This is a genomic window from Tidjanibacter massiliensis (assembly GCF_900104605.1).
Taxonomy (GTDB): Bacteria; Bacteroidota; Bacteroidia; order Bacteroidales; family Rikenellaceae; genus Tidjanibacter; species Tidjanibacter inops.
Map to the genome: position 1 here is coordinate 865,639 of NZ_LT629960.1, position 15,815 is coordinate 881,453.

The 15,815-nt window shown below is 49.9% G+C and carries 17 protein-coding genes; 9 read left to right on the forward strand and 8 right to left on the reverse strand.

The annotated features are described in order from the left end of the window. Window positions 1-20: 20 nt before the first annotated feature. The gene (locus tag BQ5361_RS04800; protein ID WP_071424952.1) at window positions 21-518 is read right to left on the reverse strand and encodes a hypothetical protein; all 498 of its coding nucleotides are present in this window, start codon (window positions 516-518) and stop codon (window positions 21-23) included. Window positions 519-1,191: 673 nt separating this feature from the next. On the opposite strand from BQ5361_RS04800, the gene BQ5361_RS04805 reads away from it, so the two are divergent. The 3 genes from BQ5361_RS04805 to BQ5361_RS04815 are packed head-to-tail and all read left to right on the forward strand — an operon-like array spanning window position 1,192 to window position 2,731. Further along, window positions 1,192-1,398: a helix-turn-helix domain-containing protein gene (locus tag BQ5361_RS04805; protein WP_035474678.1), complete on the forward strand. Its 207-nt coding sequence runs from the start codon at window positions 1,192-1,194 to the stop codon at window positions 1,396-1,398. After that, window positions 1,395-1,715: a HipA N-terminal domain-containing protein gene (locus tag BQ5361_RS04810; RefSeq protein WP_035474680.1), complete on the forward strand. Its 321-nt coding sequence runs from the start codon at window positions 1,395-1,397 to the stop codon at window positions 1,713-1,715. Before BQ5361_RS04805 ends, BQ5361_RS04810 begins: the two co-directional genes overlap by 4 nt. A 5-nt stretch (window positions 1,716-1,720) precedes the next feature. After that, window positions 1,721-2,731 (forward strand): type II toxin-antitoxin system HipA family toxin, encoded by a 1,011-nt coding sequence (locus BQ5361_RS04815; RefSeq protein ID WP_071425048.1) that lies wholly within the window; start codon window positions 1,721-1,723, stop codon window positions 2,729-2,731. A 64-nt stretch (window positions 2,732-2,795) separates the two neighbouring features. Here BQ5361_RS04815 and BQ5361_RS04820 read toward each other — a convergent pair whose 3' ends face one another. Both BQ5361_RS04820 and BQ5361_RS04825 read right to left on the reverse strand, forming a co-directional pair. Continuing rightward, the gene (locus BQ5361_RS04820; protein WP_035474472.1) at window positions 2,796-3,452 is read right to left on the reverse strand and encodes a hypothetical protein; all 657 of its coding nucleotides are present in this window, start codon (window positions 3,450-3,452) and stop codon (window positions 2,796-2,798) included. Between the two features lie 18 nt (window positions 3,453-3,470). Next, window positions 3,471-5,003, reverse strand: a complete 1,533-nt coding sequence (locus BQ5361_RS04825; protein ID WP_143047503.1) for a hypothetical protein — start codon at window positions 5,001-5,003, stop codon at window positions 3,471-3,473. A 567-nt stretch (window positions 5,004-5,570) separates the two neighbouring features. Between BQ5361_RS04825 and BQ5361_RS04830 the strand changes: the two genes are divergently transcribed. Further along, on the forward strand, window positions 5,571-6,935 hold the full coding sequence (locus BQ5361_RS04830) for a M12 family metallopeptidase (protein ID WP_081976884.1): 1,365 nt from the start codon (window positions 5,571-5,573) through the stop codon (window positions 6,933-6,935). 51 nt (window positions 6,936-6,986) lie between these two features. On the opposite strand, the gene BQ5361_RS04835 is transcribed toward BQ5361_RS04830, so the two are convergent. After that, complete coding sequence (locus BQ5361_RS04835) at window positions 6,987-7,472, reverse strand: DUF4377 domain-containing protein (RefSeq protein WP_161940427.1); 486 nt, start codon at window positions 7,470-7,472, stop codon at window positions 6,987-6,989. A 246-nt stretch (window positions 7,473-7,718) separates the two neighbouring features. Between BQ5361_RS04835 and BQ5361_RS04840 the strand changes: the two genes are divergently transcribed. After that, entirely contained in the window at window positions 7,719-8,870 is a 1,152-nt protein-coding gene (locus tag BQ5361_RS04840; RefSeq protein WP_035474482.1) for an AAA family ATPase, read from the forward strand. Between the two features lie 460 nt (window positions 8,871-9,330). On the opposite strand, the gene BQ5361_RS04850 is transcribed toward BQ5361_RS04840, so the two are convergent. From BQ5361_RS04850 to BQ5361_RS04870, 4 genes are all read right to left on the reverse strand, one after another. After that, window positions 9,331-11,196, reverse strand: coding sequence for a ParB/RepB/Spo0J family partition protein (locus BQ5361_RS04850; protein ID WP_071424954.1), 1,866 nt, complete (start codon window positions 11,194-11,196; stop codon window positions 9,331-9,333). Window positions 11,197-11,474: 278 nt separating this feature from the next. Further along, on the reverse strand, window positions 11,475-11,753 hold the full coding sequence (locus tag BQ5361_RS04860; RefSeq protein ID WP_035474427.1) for a hypothetical protein: 279 nt from the start codon (window positions 11,751-11,753) through the stop codon (window positions 11,475-11,477). A gap of 63 nt (window positions 11,754-11,816) precedes the next feature. After that, window positions 11,817-12,719, reverse strand: a complete 903-nt coding sequence (locus tag BQ5361_RS04865; protein WP_143047505.1) for a P-loop NTPase family protein — start codon at window positions 12,717-12,719, stop codon at window positions 11,817-11,819. A gap of 154 nt (window positions 12,720-12,873) precedes the next feature. Next, window positions 12,874-13,155, reverse strand: coding sequence for a hypothetical protein (locus BQ5361_RS04870; RefSeq protein WP_035474425.1), 282 nt, complete (start codon window positions 13,153-13,155; stop codon window positions 12,874-12,876). A gap of 649 nt (window positions 13,156-13,804) precedes the next feature. Between BQ5361_RS04870 and BQ5361_RS04875 the strand changes: the two genes are divergently transcribed. The 4 genes from BQ5361_RS04875 (at window position 13,805) to BQ5361_RS04890 (ending at window position 15,738) form a co-directional block, all read left to right on the forward strand. Continuing rightward, window positions 13,805-14,053, forward strand: coding sequence for a hypothetical protein (locus BQ5361_RS04875; RefSeq protein ID WP_071424955.1), 249 nt, complete (start codon window positions 13,805-13,807; stop codon window positions 14,051-14,053). Then, window positions 13,992-14,429 (forward strand): hypothetical protein, encoded by a 438-nt coding sequence (locus BQ5361_RS10565; protein ID WP_143047506.1) that lies wholly within the window; start codon window positions 13,992-13,994, stop codon window positions 14,427-14,429. The genes BQ5361_RS04875 and BQ5361_RS10565 overlap by 62 nt, the downstream gene beginning before the upstream one ends. A 271-nt stretch (window positions 14,430-14,700) precedes the next feature. Then, window positions 14,701-14,892, forward strand: coding sequence for a hypothetical protein (locus BQ5361_RS10840; protein ID WP_035474419.1), 192 nt, complete (start codon window positions 14,701-14,703; stop codon window positions 14,890-14,892). Between the two features lie 9 nt (window positions 14,893-14,901). Further along, on the forward strand, window positions 14,902-15,738 hold the full coding sequence (locus BQ5361_RS04890) for a FimB/Mfa2 family fimbrial subunit (protein WP_035474417.1): 837 nt from the start codon (window positions 14,902-14,904) through the stop codon (window positions 15,736-15,738). Window positions 15,739-15,815 lie beyond the last annotated feature (77 nt).

Consider the following 15,815-nt stretch of genomic DNA (forward strand, 5'->3'; position numbering starts at 1 on the left):
TTTTTTCATAATCAATAGATTTATTGATTGTTTATCAGCCATTCTTGAAGTTCCTCGATTGGTTTCCCATTCTTAAATAAATCGTCTTTAATTGTATAAACATGGAAAGTAACATTGTTATCTGTATATGTCGAGTCATAGAACCTATCGAAATACGGACTATAACCGTCCTTTTGAAATGTATATTCTACATATCGTTCATTGTTATGGATTATTATCCAGTCGAAGTTAGATTCGTCCCCATTTATTAGTAGAAAAGGACTTTCGCCATCATAAGCGAATAAAAACAGAGAATGGGAATTACCTTTAGGAACGATAAAGCCGTCACGTTTCTCTTTTTCTCGATTATTTACGATGTGAGACGAACCATAAAGACAATATACGTCTTTAGAACTGGCATTAATAAACTTATATTCATCCCAATAACGATGCTCATAGGTAATATTTACTTTCTTTTCGCAACCGGTAGCCAATACGGGAAATAGGCACAGCAACAAAATTCGAGTGAAGGTTTTCATAGGCATAGAGTTTAAGTTTTTCAAATGCCCGTGTAAAGGACACGACCAATAAACCGGGGCACTTCTATTGAAACAAATTTAACGATAAACTTCCGAAGTTCAAAGGAATATCATTTGAGTATCACAATAAATTTTGGATAATAGCAATTCTTTGGTTAATAAATAAATACAAATCTATCAAAACAAGTAAAACTACTTTTATTTAACTATATTCAGTGAAAAATTTATACAACAAGCAAAGGAACGTCGTATATACCAAATACGAAAAAATGTAGCCGGGGAAGAGGCCCCGTAGAAACGAACGAAGGCCGGGATTTGCTTCCCGGCCTTTATTTTATTCTGTTGCAAAGCAAGGCAGTACGGATTACGAATGTTCAGGTTGGGGGCACTGACATTAGGGGGGCTAACCCGTACTGCCATCAATCATCTACACCCCGAAGTTATACACAAACTTATTAAAAAGCAATAAAATATAAAATAGCGGAAATTCTCGTTTTTCCAATAAAAATGACAAATAAGTTAAGCCGGCAGAGAATGCATGATGTGCATGCCGGTTCTATGGCGGATCTATCGTGCAGTATAGCACAAATCACCATTTATTGTGATTTATGATTATTATTCCAAAGAATTGCATTATATTTGCACTGAAATCACAATATAAAGGGATTTTGTAATGACTATCGGCAATGCAATCAAGGAGCGTCGCAAGATGCTGAAGATTACCCAGCGCACGCTGGCGGAGTTGGCTGGCGTAGGAATCAATACCCTCACAAAGATCGAACGCAACGAAGGGAATCCTTCGCTCGACGTGCTGGAACGGATTCTCGACACGCTGGGGCTGGAACTGCGGGTAGGCATCAAAAACAGCGATAAATTATGAGGCAAGGGATGGTTTATATGAACGGCATTCCGGCCGGAGTGATAACCGAAGTGTCAACAACAGAGTATCTGTTCCGGTATGAAGACGCTTATTATGCGGACGCAGCGATGCCTGCCGTCAGCCTGACGCTGCCCAAGACACAGCAGGAGTATTGGTCGCCTTATCTTTTCCCGTTTTTCAGCAATATGCTCTCTGAAGGACGCAATCGCGCCGTGCAGTCCCGGTTGCTGCATATCGACGAGAACGACCATTTCGGCATTCTGCTGGCAACGGCGCAGACCGATGTCGCCGGAGCCGTAACCGTTAAGCCTTTATGACGACAATGAATCCAATTACGATATGTCCCTCGACATTGAGCGAGGGTTACGACACCTATTCTCCCGTAGCGAGCCGACGTCTGTTCGACGGCCGGACGGTATCGCCCTATCTGGATTATGCGCCCATCGACGACGACAGCCAGCCTGCGACGCAGGAGGAGTTCATGCACAATCAGGAGCGGATTTCGCTCTCCGGCGTGCAGCCGAAATACTCGATGGTCGTCCGGGACGGCAAATTGCGACTGACCGAAGAGGGCGAACAGGGTCGTTATATCCTCAAACCGAAGTTGAGCGATTTCCGCAACCGTCTGTACAGTGCGGCGAACGAAAATCTGACGATGCAGATAGCCGCACAGGTGTTCGGCATCGAGACGGCCGAGAACGGATTGTGCTTCTTCCGAGGCGGCGAAGCGGCCTACATCGTAAAACGTTTCGATGTCAAGCCGGACGGCACGAAGCGCCGCAAGGAAGATTTCGCGTCGCTGGCAGGACTGACCGCACAGAACGGAGGCCAGAACTACAAATACGATGTGCTGACCTACGAAGAGTGCGGCGACCTGATTCGCAGATACCTGCCTGCCTGGAGGGTCGAGATGCTGAAATTCTTCGATCTGGTCGTGTTCAATTTCCTCGTCTGCAACGGCGATGCACACCTGAAAAACTTCTCGGTATTGGAAACCGAATCGGGCGATTTCCGGCTGGCTCCGGCATACGATCTTATCAACACGAAGCTGCACGTCGATGACCGGATTTTCGCGCTCGACAGAGGATTATTGAGAGGCGATGCTGCCGCCCATACGCCTTTCGGGATGATTGGCGGCGCGACCTTTACGGAGTTCGGGAAACGGCTGGGACTTCCCGAGAAGACGGTACGCCGGGAGTTGGACCGATTCTGCGCTACGTATTCCTTGCTGGACAGGCTGATTCGGAACTCCTACCTGTCCGACGAACTGAAAGAAGTGTACCGCAATATGTACCTCGGACGCCGGGACTCCTATCTGAAGGTCGGATTGTGAAGCAGGGAAAAATAATAGAGCCGCAATAGCTATTGCGGCTCTATTCGTTCAGAGAATCCGGGAGTTACTTTTCGCCGCTTCCGTAATTAGCCATGCGTTCGTCGTACATGGCTTTGGCCCGGTCGTAATCTTCATCGGTGAAGATATAGACCCAGCGCAAACGACGGTCGGTGAATTTTTCGAAGATCCATTCGTTCTCGTCGCCAATCGTCCCCGCAAAATCATCCTCGGAAGGGAACAGATAGCGTTCGGATACCGTATGAAAGAAGTCTGCCTCTATAGGATCATCAGACACATTCTTGTCATAGATAACACGTATTGACCGAATGTCGTCGAACGACTCGATAGGGCCATCCCGATAAGTGCCGAAAACTTCCTGTCCGAAATTATCGGTATATTTTGTTTCCGGTCGTAAAAACCCACATATATTTTTCCATTTTGAAGAAACCGCTACGGTCAGGGTATGGCTGCTCTTATTGCACAGGCAAAAATAGTTGTAGTAACATTGAGAAAATTCGGAGTCCGGGTGTTCATCAGGAATCATATCCTCCATACTGCCGTAGGGTCCTACTTCCCTGAATCCGGCTGTCGGGTCCACATACTCCGGCTCCTCCGGTGCTGGAGGGTCCGAAGGAAGGACCGATACCGAATCCTTGTCGCTGCCGCATCCCGACATACGGCAGCAGGCGAGCAGCAGCACTGTGTAATAAAGCCATTTCATAATCGCAGCGTATTTAAGTTAGTTCCTTAACTGGTTGTAAGTGCGGAAAAGCGTCATCACGTCCGCATTGGTAAACACGAAATCATCTGCGAGCGGCAGCAGGTTCGTGCGGACATTCGATATAGTCGCCGATTCGAATGCGATATTCTGCACATCGCCATAGCTCGACAAATAGATGTTGTCGTCCGGAATGTAGTTGTTGAACGAGATGGTACCCGGAGCCAGTTGGTTGTATCCGTCGTGAAGGTCGATGAACAACGGTGTTTCGGTCTTATGCCCGTTATTCACGCTCCATCCCTGAATGTTCCAGCCGTCCGGTTTGGGACCGTTCGAATCGTAAGTATGCAGCTTGTCCAATACATCGAGCCGGGCGTATTCGTAATCCGTGAAGAACCAGCGGGTGTACATCGCAAAACTATCCTTAACAGCAGTGAGGCAATTGTTATAATCAGTACGATGCGCCCGGTAATAGGCAGCCTGTCCGATACCGTAATTGGTGATGCCGATAATTTCCTGGCAGGGTCTGCCGCCGCAGTAGATGTTGATATAAGGTACGGTACCGGTTATCTCACTCGTTTTTCCGTTGTCGGAATTACTTTTATCAAAATATTTTATGGTCAATTTTGTATCGAACGTCAAGCCGGCCATCTGCGCCGCATTGATGCCGCGCAGGATATTGACGGCGTAGTACGCATCGTTGGCCCCCAGAGCGAACACCGGCACGCATCTCCAAACGGTACCGGGACTTTGCGTCGGGCCGTTGATGACCATCGTTTGGCCGTTGGAGTTTTTGATGCTCCAGGTATCCGTATCGAACGTGATGCGGAAAGTGACCTGGGTTTCCCATATCGTCCTTTTGGACCTGAAGCCCCCGTACATGTCGGTATAAACGGTTTCCGTCTTCGGGAAAGAGATTCCGTTGCTCTGTTCGGTGACGAATACCGGAACGCCCTGCACGCCGACTTCCCGCCCGGCGATGTTGTCGTAAACACGGACGCTGCCGTGGGGAACGGCTTCATTCGCCTCGCTACGGGTGCGGTAAGGCTCGTTCAGCTCCTCGGCCCGTGCGACTATCTGTCGCGCCAGTGCCGCATCCTCGATTCCCGAATTGTCCGCATACGGCGTGTAATAGCTCTTGAGCACCTCGTATTCGACGGCGGGCAGCGTCATATCGCTGCGAACCAGCGCATAGAGTTTGCCGACACCCTCGCACGGCGGCTGTACCGCATAAGCGGCTCCTTGCGGAAGTTCCGGAACCTCGAATACATCGAAAGGCAGGCACTCGAACTGAGGCGCAGCCAGCAGCCGGTCATACTCTTCGAGGGTCGCCGGGGCGAATTCGACGTACAGGTGGGTGGGCTGCAGCTCGGTCATCGGTGCGCGGGTGCCCGCCACCTCGGAGACGACTTGCTGCATGAACTCCAGTTCATAGGGAGTTCCGTCTTTGGGCATGATGTTTCGGGAGGCATACTCCCGCTCTTCGATAGAATCTACCGAACAGCCCGCCAATACCATTGCACATGCCGTTGCCATAAAGAATAACTTTTTCATCTCAGTGTAATTTTAAGGTTAATGATGTGGCGGAGCGCTCTCCGCCGTTGGCTTCCGATATTGGTAATCTTGTGGTATTGCACGCTGCAAATCCATCAGATCACCATGATACCGGGCCTTTTTTCATAACCTCGAAATTCCACGCATTGAAAATATCCGTTCCGATAATCCGCCGTATCGTCACGATGCGGTTGTATATCCTATTTCAAATGCATGTAAATTATTTCACAAAACAAAGAGCAAGTCAAAGAATTATTGCTCGCAAAAAGAAAAAATCACAGACAACGGATGAAAATACGGCTTATTTGCTTTTTGATAATTCAATATTAAATTGCATTTGAAAGAATTATTGCTATTACGTTTGCATTACCACAATAATGTTTATATATTTAACATCGAAGCGCATATCGATAAATTCGGCAGGTGCTTGCCCCTCGTGCCGATAGAGAAAATACGTCCTTCGATTCATCTCAATACGCATTCAGGCAATCTTTTCTCTCTTCTATCAGATACTAACCATATCCTTTATCCTATTTAATGTAAGATTGTTAAATTGAATGCTGAATTATGAAGAAATTATACTGTATTCTGGCTTTGGCGATATGTGCATGGATGCCCGCCTGTTCTGATTTCACCGATGAAACACCTGTCCTGCCCCAACAGGAAGAAAAACTTTCGGTTCAAGTCGAAACTTTGGGTAACGGAAATGAATTATGGACGTATCCGAACGGGGTGCGTGTAGAGCGTACTCCCGCGGGTGAGTTCTTCTGGCAGGGAGATATTCTGCTCGCAGACTGGCAGCTCCAGGCATTGACCGGGCCGACGACTCGCGGATTGATATTGAACCGACCGTGGACTGACGGTATCGTCTATTACGAATGGGATACCGATATTGTTAACCAGACAAAAAACATGGTACTCGGGGCCATGAAAGTATGGACGGACAAATGCGGTATAGAGTTCATCGATATTACGGGTAAAAGTTCCTATTCGAATCGAATTAAAATACTATACGGTGAGAGTAATAGTTCTCAATTAGGGATGATTGGCAAGGTACAAAGCTTATCTTTAAATAAAACGGGGTCGGATGTATATACGGTCATTCATGAACTGGGCCATGCATTGGGATTGGAGCATGAACATTGTCGGGCGGACCGGGATGACTACATCGTTATTTTTTTCGACAACATCTACCCGGACCAACGACATAATTTCGATAAGGTAACTTTGGGTAACAATTATAAACAATTCACAGAGTTCGATTATTCCTCGGTAATGATATACAATTCATTTACAACGGATGAAACAGTTGCTATCGATATTGCGGAACCGATACTCAGGCGAAAGGACGGAGCACAGATTCAACGCAGGCAAACCCCCAGCGATCTCGACGTCAAGACCGTCAATGAAATGTATAAAAAGAAAAAATACGCTATAAAGGCCCGCTGCGAATGTTCCCTTTCCGGAACCACAGTCGGTGCCGGAAACTATACCTATGCTTCTACGTGTACTCTGCGGGCCACTCCTGCACAAAACAGACGTTTCGCCGGCTGGTACCAAGACGGCAAGCTCGTTTCTACGCTCAATCCATATTCCTTTAAGGTGGCGGGTGACCAAATTCTCATTGCCCGATTCACGACGACGAATAATTGCTACTCCGTAGAGACATCGGTATCCAAACATGCGAATCCGGGCAATCTTCTTTCTCCCCGCGAGGGTGGTACGGTGTCGCCCGGCTCCTTGAATGCAACGGCCAATGTCCTATTAACCTTTCAGGCGACATCAGCTCTCGGTTTTTATTTTGTCCGATGGGTGGACTTGGATTCGGGAGAAACCATCTCCACAAAGAATCCCTGTTCTATGAAAATCACCCGGGATATGCGGGTACATGCAGAATTCAACCAACCCATTATGATACCTTCTCAAAATTAAGATGCTGATACCAGAAATAGGATGCGATTCGCATCCTATTTTCCAATATCTTTATCGAGGCAGGTTTTCCGACTGCTTTTTCTGCCTGGACAGAATCCTGCAACACTTGAAAGTCCTATCCAGCACGTCATCGTTTCGAGGAGAATAATCTATGCAAATTCCCTCAATCACATACTCGTATCCCTTCTCATAGGCAAAGTCAGTAATAGGCCAAACAATCCTCGACCATTCTTCTTCAGAGCTGCTTTTTACGTAATACCAGCGCTCACTTTCGTATAATTCTTTTTCAGACCAGTTACACTCCGGGTTATGGTATTTTTCAGATGCAACGATCAATATCCATCTTTCAACAAAAAAGATTTTATACGGAAATTCTTTGAGGAAGCGCTCCAGCTCCTGCTCTTCGACAGTCTTGTTTCTCAATGGGCCAGCCGCCCCGCAGACGCACTCCGGTTCCGGTTCTTCGACCGTATCGAAAGCGGTAAGGGTAAGAGCGGCACCCAATATTAAAGTCACAAGAGCAACAAATTTTTTCATCCGGTCATTTCGTTTCAGGTAATATATCCGTTTGCCGGGTACAAGGCGGGGTACAGCCTGCATCCCGATAAATACAAAGATAGCCTGTTTTGCCGTACCGGACAAGGACAGGCGGGCGGTTCAGGAATGCTGTGAAAGAACAATTGCGGGATACGTCGTGCCGCAGCGTTTTTCTGCGGTGTTGCGTGTATTCGGATTTTAATTATTATATTTGCAATAATTTAGATTTGTATATTATTTGAAGTCATGAAAATATTGAAAAATCCCTTCATTGTCAGCGGCTACGTTTCCGCCGACTATTTCTGCGACCGAGAAGTCGAAACCGAGGAGCTTACACAGGCTCTCGTAAACGGGCGTAATACGGTCATCGTATCGCCCCGTCGCATGGGCAAGACCGGACTTATCGAACATTGTTTCCATCAGGAGCGGATTGCCCGGGAATATTACACGTTCTTCGTGGACATTTACGCTACCGGTTCGCTCAAGGAGTTGGTGTTCATGCTCGGCAAACACATCTTCGATACGTTGAAACCCAAAGGCCGGAAGTTTGCAGAGGAATTTTTCGCGGCTATCGCCTCCCTGCGTCCGGCTTTCAAGCTCGATGCCGTCACCGGAGAGCCCGTATTCGACATCGGTATCGGGGAGATTCGCCGGCCGGAAGTGTCGCTGGAGGAGCTGTTCGCCTACCTCGAAGCTGCCGACAAGCCCTGTTTGGTGGCTATCGACGAGTTTCAGCAAATCGCCCGGTATCCCGAAAAGAACGTGGAAGCCGTTCTGCGTACTCACATTCAAAAATGTACCAATACGACTTTCGTATTCGCCGGCAGCCAGCGGCACATGATGCAGAATATCTTTTTTTCGGCCTCGCGGCCTTTTTACCAGAGCGCGTCGTTCATGAATCTCGGACCTATCGCAGAAGAGGCGTATCGCCGATTCGTACAGCGCCATTTCCGGCAGGCGGGCAAGGAGATTTCCGGGGAGTGTATCGAACGTATCTATACGCTGTTCGAGGGACATACGTGGTATATGCAGAGTATGTTGAACCGTCTGTACGAACAGACCGCCAAAGGAGAAGGGGCGACGCTCGAAGAGGCGGATATCGTACTGCATCAGACCGTGAACGCACAACAGGCGATGTATCAGAACATGGTCGCCATGCTTTCCGAGCGGCAGAAGGAGCTGCTGTTCGCTATCGGCAAGGAGGGGCGTGCCCGTGAGATTACGTCGGTAGATTTCGTAACCCGGCATGGTCTGTATTCTTCCAGCAGTGTGCAGTCGGCAGCCCGGCAGTTGCTCGAAAAGGAGTTCATAACCAAAGAAGAAAACGTCTATCAGGTGTACGACCGTTTCTTCGGCTTATGGTTGGCCGAGACCTACGGGACGGGATACCGGCTGTAGATGCCGCCCGACGTCATAATGAGATATATGCATACGGAAATAGCCGCAGTCGTCATGACTGCGGCTATCTGCTTGAGGCGTCCGCCCGTTTAATGTGACCCGGTAAGCTGCCCGGCTGCGGCCTGTTCACGCATCAGGTCCCGGTGTATCTCCCGGCACAATGCCCGTATCCTTCTCCGGGATAAATGGTGTGACGCGGTACGCAGGAACAGCCTGCGCTCCATCCTGCTGGCGAAAGAGGTCGTGCCGGATTTATCGGAAATAATGAAAATCTGCCTGGCATAAAAATATTCAAAATCCGGGTCATACAGTCCCGGAGTGCAGGTGACGCGGTACGCGGCCCCCTCCTCCTTCGGGACACTGTTCGTCTGTCCGTTTCGGTGTCGTGATGTGTTTTCCATACGATTCGAGTAAAAGATACGGAGCGGTACTTTGTACCGCTCCGTACCCCTGTCCGATATTATGCCGCCGATACCGCAGTTACCGCCTGTGTTTCGGTTGCCGCCTGTTTCTTGCGCTTTTTCTTTTCCTGCTCTTTCTTGCCCCGTTCTTTCGCCTGAAATTCCGCGATTCGTTCGTCGAGGCGGTCGTTACGGTTCTCGCACGTTTCCTCGTGTCCGGCTTTGATAAGCGAAAATTGCCTGTTATAATGGATGTTGGCATATTCCATAATCATCTGCCCGACAATTTTCGATTCTCCCTTTTTCGACAATGCTTCGACAATGTAGTCGTGTCGGATGATGTCACGCTGTTCGGGTGTCAGATTCTTGACGATTTCGAGTTTGTCGGCGTCGGTCAAATAATGTGACTCTCGGTATTTTTCTCCGAACAAGGCGAGGTGGTCGTGCCGAAGTGCATCGAGCAAACAATAGAGTAATACGTTTTCATCGAAGGCGGAGAAAACCGGGGCCTCCATCTGTTCTTTGCGCATCATCTTCCGTGTGTCCTCGACCGTTTTGGTTATCGCCCGCTCGACATTGGCCTGCTTCTCCTGCGAGAGCCGTTTCACGAAATCCGGCTCTTTTTCGCGGTGGTTTACAGGTATGGCGATAAGGCGGGCATCGGTGGGTTCGGGCGATACCATCAGCCGTATCGCCCCCGCTTCGGCCTGCTGGAGTGCCTCCTGTAATGTCTGCTCGTACTCCTGCCTCTGCATTTCGTATCGCTCCACCGCCTGTTCGTATTCGTGCGCCTCCCGGAATTGTTCCGCCTGCGGCGCCTGCGGCTCGGCAGGCAAAGTACGGTATCCGAATCCGACCTTTTTCACCGTATGTCCTTCCTCTTCGAGGTTCTGCCTAACGACCGGATTGGTGTATCCGTAACTGCAATTCGCCACGACGATTCGGGGGTCCACTTTGAGCAAGGCGCGGCTTTTCTCCAACACGAAAGCGGCATTTTTGGCCTGCAAACACTCTCTATCCGTGCAATGGCCGCAAGAGTTCGTTTCGGCAAACATATCGTATGTGTTGGTATTGTGGACACAATGCAAACAATCGCTTTTATCGAAAGCGTATCGGGTAAGGTCGGAAGTATAGGCATCCTGCAACAGTCGTCGGAAATCGGCAAGGCCTTTCCCGCGCCATCCCGTTTGGGGCGTATCATCTTCGGCAGAACCTTTCAAATGATTTTCGTAAAGATCTTGCTGGATGAATTTCTCGCATTTGCTGACTTCCAGCGCAATTCCCAATCCAATCATTTTCCGTGACAGCAAGTCGGCGATAGCGGGAATCAAGTCGTTCAATTTCAACCGGTCGTATATATATCGGTCGGATTTGCCGTACTTGGCCGCGAGAGTGTAAATGTCCGCACCTTCGCTGACCAGCGTTTTATATGCCCGTGCCTCGTCCATCGGGGCCATATCCTCCCGCTGGAGGTTTTCGGTCAGCGCCATATCGCGGGCCTGGGCATCCGTCGTTTCGCGGACATATACGGCGATTTGTTTCCAGCCGAGGAGTTTTGCGGCGTGGAAGCGGCGTTCCCCCGTTATGATTTCATAATGACCGTCTTTAGGACGCACGTGCAGAGGGTGCAGCAAACCGCTTTCGCGGAGTGTTGCCGCCAATTCTTTGATGCCTTCCTCCTCGTAAGTCGTGCGCGGATTGTACGGACTTGTCCGGAGTTGCGCAATATCCATCAGCACGGTAGGAAGCGCCTCCGGCGTGTGGTCGGTCGGGGCTTGTACCGTTTCGGTATTCTGTATTTCTTCCGTTTCCGCCGGGGCGCCGGCTTCGGCCCGTTGTCCGTCCATCGAGGCCTGTACGGTAGTATCGGTCGTTGCGTTGTTCTCGGTGATTTCTTTGCTGTTTTTTACGTTTTTCGTTTTCATAATGCTGTATCTGATTTTGTGATTGATAATGTTTTGTTCGCTATATCGGGTTACGATGCCCGGTTTTGGTTCCGATAACAGTCAGGGCAGAATACGAGTGTGTCCACAATTTGCCCGGTGATGCGGAAGCGCACGAGTATGCCGTCGGTCAGCCGTCCGCAAATACACCGCATTTTCAGCGAAATCGTTTCATACCATTGACAGGCGTACCTGTCTGCATCGTTCCGCATATCTTCTGCGGTGGGATAAAAATGCAAGTCAGTCATATTGCGTATCGTTTAAGCGTTGTTCGAGGTTACGGCCCGCAACAGTCGCCGGACGAATGCTTCCAGTTCGTACAGGTCGAGTTTGCCGATGCCGCCATACTGCCGGCACAGAGGACGGTCCGTGTAGATGCTTTGCCGGAACATCGGGCTGGCGCCCTTGTACCATTTCCCGCAATAAATAGCTACATCGAAATCGTGTACGTGTCCGGCGACGGAATACATCACGGTATATCGCCCGGTGGCCTGCAAGTCCTCCAGCGCGTCTATGACGGCCAATAGCTGTTGTTTCATAGTCTTGTGTGTTTTAATTAGGGGCGTGCGTGCGTCGCTTCGCCCCGTGTATGGTTGGTTGTGTTATGCGGCTAAATAGGAAGCGAGGGTTTGGCGTACTTTCTGCTCGTTTCGTTTTGGAAATACCCACCCGGCAGCGGTCTGACCGTTATTTTGCAATCGCGGGGAGAATCGTCCGCCCAATGAGCGTAAAATCTCTTTCAGCGGCTTGGTATCGCCGAACACCGCTATCGCTTTTTCAGAATAGTCTATGATTTCAACGGTTATGTTTTGTGGGGCGGCATCTGCGGGCAAGTGTTCCGGCATTGCCGTTTGCGGTACTTCAGGCACATAGATTCCCCCTTTGCATCCGGCGGTGTATGCGTAGCGGTCGATGAGGCTTTCGGCATTTGAACACCCTTCTTTACGAATAATCCAGCCGCTGTAATAATTTTCGCCGAGCCAGTACCCGTGTCCCATACTGTATTTTTCCCGATGCTCGTATTCGCGGTTATATTCGGCCAAGTATGCCGTGTCAGGAAAATGAGCGGCGGCACAGCGCATTTCTGCAAAATCCTCCCGCGTCTTGTACGAAAAATCGAGTATAACGGTTCGGACGTTGCGGCATCCGAAATAGTCGGTGATCGGGTCGCTGTCGTCCTCGTGCAATTCGGCAACGATAACGGCTTGCACGTCGGCAGGGGTAATTCGTCGCAACATTTCCATACCGCGTTGTTTCGTCCGCTGTTGTTCTTCCCGTTTTTGTTCTTTACGTAGGATTTCGGCATCCGCTATCTCCTCGGCCTTGTGTATGACGGCACGCAGTTCATCCGTACCGATAAACTGCGGGGCAGTGTCGTCGTAATAGAATCCGATTCCGAATTTCTGCGAAAGCGGACGTATCGTTTCCGCTGTAACATATTCGTATGTTCGCAAATTAATTAGGCAATAGGAATACCCGTAACTATTGTGCGTGATGTCTGCCACGACATAGTTATCGTATTCGTATCCTTCCATACGGATTATTTGCCCGATTCCCACCGTTTTAATCTCGGTGTCGATTTCGACGTTCGCGCCCAAAAGAAATACTTTGCTCATAGTTCATTAAGTTTTATTGGTTTTTGTTATCGTATATGGAGTATCAGACAAACAGACAGGCGAGTATAAGAATCAGAAACACACAGGCGAGCACCCGCAACAGCGCGGTGAGGAACCATACCGAACATCGTGCGAACACCCACACCGCGAACAGATAAAAGACCCACACGGGCAGGAGCCGTAACAGTCCCAGCGCCATTCCCACCGACATAAGCCGCAGAATCCCGCGCCCCGTCCGCCCCGGCCAGTCCCGCAAATCCTTGCCGGTCGATGCGAAGTTTTCGTTTCGTTTCAATCCGGAGTGTGTATTTGCGCTCGTTTTCATAGCTTGACCTTTTTTTTGCCGTGCCGCATGCTCGTTTTGTTCGTTTCAGCTTGCCGACAATAAGGGGAATCGAGGGAATGAGGGTTTCGGGAAAAAAAGATTGACAGACCTTTGCAGCCTGTCAATCTTTTTTATCCCGAACGGCGCAGCCCTTACCCTCTTCGCTCGGCAATTCCCCTTATTTCCTTTGCAAGATGAACCACAAAACGAGTTGCCGGAACGTCAGAAACGGGGAAAACGGCGACCATGAAACGGCAGCAAATACATATTCCGGATTTCAGCGGGACTCCTTTAATCGGCACTAAAAAACACCGATAATCGCCTGTTGGCAGGATTTTTACTTTTATGATTCATATAAAATGTTTAATTTAACCGGAAATAGCGGTCCCGGCAGGACGGGCAAACCGCTTTTGTCGGATTTCTTAACATGATGCGCCGCAGCAACAACAAGTGTATTCCATCCGTCCAGCGTAAATTCACAGCCATGCGGCTGTAAAAAAGCTGATATTTCGGTTGTGAAAAGAGGTCTTCGCCTGCGGGTGACAATCTCTGTCAGCCCTCTTGCGCACAGGCTATGGCATGGGATGATAATCTTTCCGGGGCATTCGTGTCCCGGAATCTTTTTATTATTCACTAAACTATTTATGTTATGAAAAACAACAGATTGCTTACCGCACTGCGGTATGTCGGCGACCCGTCACGCGACGGCGCCGCACAGTATCTTATCGCTACGGCCTCTGCGCAGGAGGTGACACAGGCGTACGATGTTTTCGTGACGACATTGGAAGAGAGTTATGACGGACAGCCGATACACCGGTTTCTGTCGGAGCTGTGCCATGCGCGGGTGGAGCTGCAAAGTTTGCAGCAAACGGATTTCTTCAAGGTTAAAAAAAAATGAAGCGTGGTGCGAGTGCATCGACAAGGCACTCCAGCTTATCGAGGAACATCAGCGCATCGCCTATACCGTATCGCTTTTCGGTACGTCGGGAAACGGCGAAGCTCCATTCCGACCGGGGTACCTGCGCTGGGCAGGCAGTCACAACGACTTGGTGGAGCTGGCTATCGCCCTGCAGGAACAGGGTGTCATAGTGGACGCGACCGGGCAAAGAGCCGGTTATGCTCCGTTGTTGCGTCTGCTATGCGATGCCTTCGGCATGCGTGTAGATAACATCTATGTCAAAAAGACTTTCGTTCTGGACCGCTCGGACAGTGCCTCGTTTCTGCGCAAGCTGCTCGCAGCGTTCGACCGAACCGTCGAAAAACATCTGAAGTAACCTCTTGGCCTCACGACGGAAATCAAGCGATATTTCAAGCCTTCGCCGGCTCTTTCGGCGAAGGCGGTTTTACAAAGTGTTTTGCCGACAATTAAAATTTAATGTACTATAAACCAATAATATATGTTTTGAAAAACGGCAAAAAACTTTTCGATTTTCAAAACGGGGTATTCCGGGAAACGGTACTTTTTGCCGGAAAACGATTATACCTTTGTCCCTGCAAGCCGCACGGTGCGGCGACGCTTATTATCAAACCAAATTTCTTTCAATCATGAACAAAACCCTTATTCTGGCAAGTGCCGCACTGCTGGCCTTGACCGCGACGTCCTGTAACAAACAGGAAGCTCCGCTGCCGACGCCTTCCGCTCAGGCAGGACAAGTTACCGTATCTTTCGTAAGCGAGCAAAACACCGACCTGCCCACCCGCGCCTTTTTCGATTCCTCCTCTACGACCGAGGCATGAGAGCAATCGTTGTCGTCGCTCACGCTCTTCTGTTTCGGCGAGGACGGCAACCTGCTCGTGCGACGTAATTTCACCGCGAGCGAACTCGCAGCCCGAAAAACCACGTTTTCTCTTCCGCGTACCGCAGCCGGTCAGAGCGTCGATTTTTACGCCATCGGCAACACCGCCGTCGGTAGTGACGTAACGACCAAAGCGGCACTGCTGGCACTGGCGGAAACCGCTCCCTCCACATACAACGGTACATTCTCCGATGTCACGTCCAAAAGCCTGCGCTCCGGCGGCTTTCTCATGTCGGGCTATGCGACCCAGACCATCGAATCGGGAGACACACCGACCCAAGTAGCCATTACCCTCAAGCGCGACGTGGCCAAAATCGCCGTACAGACATCGCTGTCTTCCGACTTCTCGTCGCGTTATCCGGGAGCAGTCAAAATCACTTCGGCCAAAATCTCACGGGCTGCTTCGCAGACGCCTTATTTTACTGGTACAGCTAAACCCGGTGCCATGACCTTCACCCATACCCAGACTCCGGGTAGTACATCGGCTAAGTTCAACAACTTGTTTTACGTGTTTGAAAACGGAGCGCTGGGGACCGGCAGCCGTGTTCTGCTGACGCTCGACGGCATCTACGACCGCGACGGCGACTTTTCAACCGAAGAGGACCAGGTCGCTGTCGGCTATCAGGTCGAACTCGCAGGGGCAAGTAACAACGGACAGCTTGTGCGTAACGGTTACTATCGTGTTGCGGTAGGCATTGCAGGGCTGGCCGGACAGGATGTAGTCGCCGACATCACGGTTGCGAATTGGGAAACTCCTACGACTCAGAATATCAATTTAGGCCAATAACCCCCGGACATATCCGACATCGTGCGGCGGGGCGGCAGTTCCGCTCCGCCGCTCTTTACTGTCGGGCGACATCCGAC

Excerpts from the sequence above, each read along its gene's own strand:
- BQ5361_RS04800 (WP_071424952.1), bottom strand. The coding sequence starts at position 518 with ATGAAAACCTTCACTCGAATTTTGTTGCTGTGCCTATTTCCCGTATTG.
- BQ5361_RS04805 (WP_035474678.1), top strand. The coding sequence starts at position 1,192 with ATGACTATCGGCAATGCAATCAAGGAGCGTCGCAAGATGCTGAAGATT.
- BQ5361_RS04810 (WP_035474680.1), top strand. The coding sequence starts at position 1,395 with ATGAGGCAAGGGATGGTTTATATGAACGGCATTCCGGCCGGAGTGATA.
- BQ5361_RS04815 (WP_071425048.1), top strand. The coding sequence starts at position 1,721 with ATGAATCCAATTACGATATGTCCCTCGACATTGAGCGAGGGTTACGAC.
- BQ5361_RS04820 (WP_035474472.1), bottom strand. The coding sequence starts at position 3,452 with ATGAAATGGCTTTATTACACAGTGCTGCTGCTCGCCTGCTGCCGTATG.
- BQ5361_RS04825 (WP_143047503.1), bottom strand. The coding sequence starts at position 5,003 with ATGAAAAAGTTATTCTTTATGGCAACGGCATGTGCAATGGTATTGGCG.
- BQ5361_RS04830 (WP_081976884.1), top strand. The coding sequence starts at position 5,571 with ATGAAGAAATTATACTGTATTCTGGCTTTGGCGATATGTGCATGGATG.
- BQ5361_RS04835 (WP_161940427.1), bottom strand. The coding sequence starts at position 7,472 with ATGAAAAAATTTGTTGCTCTTGTGACTTTAATATTGGGTGCCGCTCTT.
- BQ5361_RS04840 (WP_035474482.1), top strand. The coding sequence starts at position 7,719 with ATGAAAATATTGAAAAATCCCTTCATTGTCAGCGGCTACGTTTCCGCC.
- BQ5361_RS04850 (WP_071424954.1), bottom strand. The coding sequence starts at position 11,196 with ATGAAAACGAAAAACGTAAAAAACAGCAAAGAAATCACCGAGAACAAC.
- BQ5361_RS04860 (WP_035474427.1), bottom strand. The coding sequence starts at position 11,753 with ATGAAACAACAGCTATTGGCCGTCATAGACGCGCTGGAGGACTTGCAG.
- BQ5361_RS04870 (WP_035474425.1), bottom strand. The coding sequence starts at position 13,155 with ATGAAAACGAGCGCAAATACACACTCCGGATTGAAACGAAACGAAAAC.
- BQ5361_RS04875 (WP_071424955.1), top strand. The coding sequence starts at position 13,805 with ATGAAAAACAACAGATTGCTTACCGCACTGCGGTATGTCGGCGACCCG.
- BQ5361_RS10565 (WP_143047506.1), top strand. The coding sequence starts at position 13,992 with ATGCGCGGGTGGAGCTGCAAAGTTTGCAGCAAACGGATTTCTTCAAGG.
- BQ5361_RS10840 (WP_035474419.1), top strand. The coding sequence starts at position 14,701 with ATGAACAAAACCCTTATTCTGGCAAGTGCCGCACTGCTGGCCTTGACC.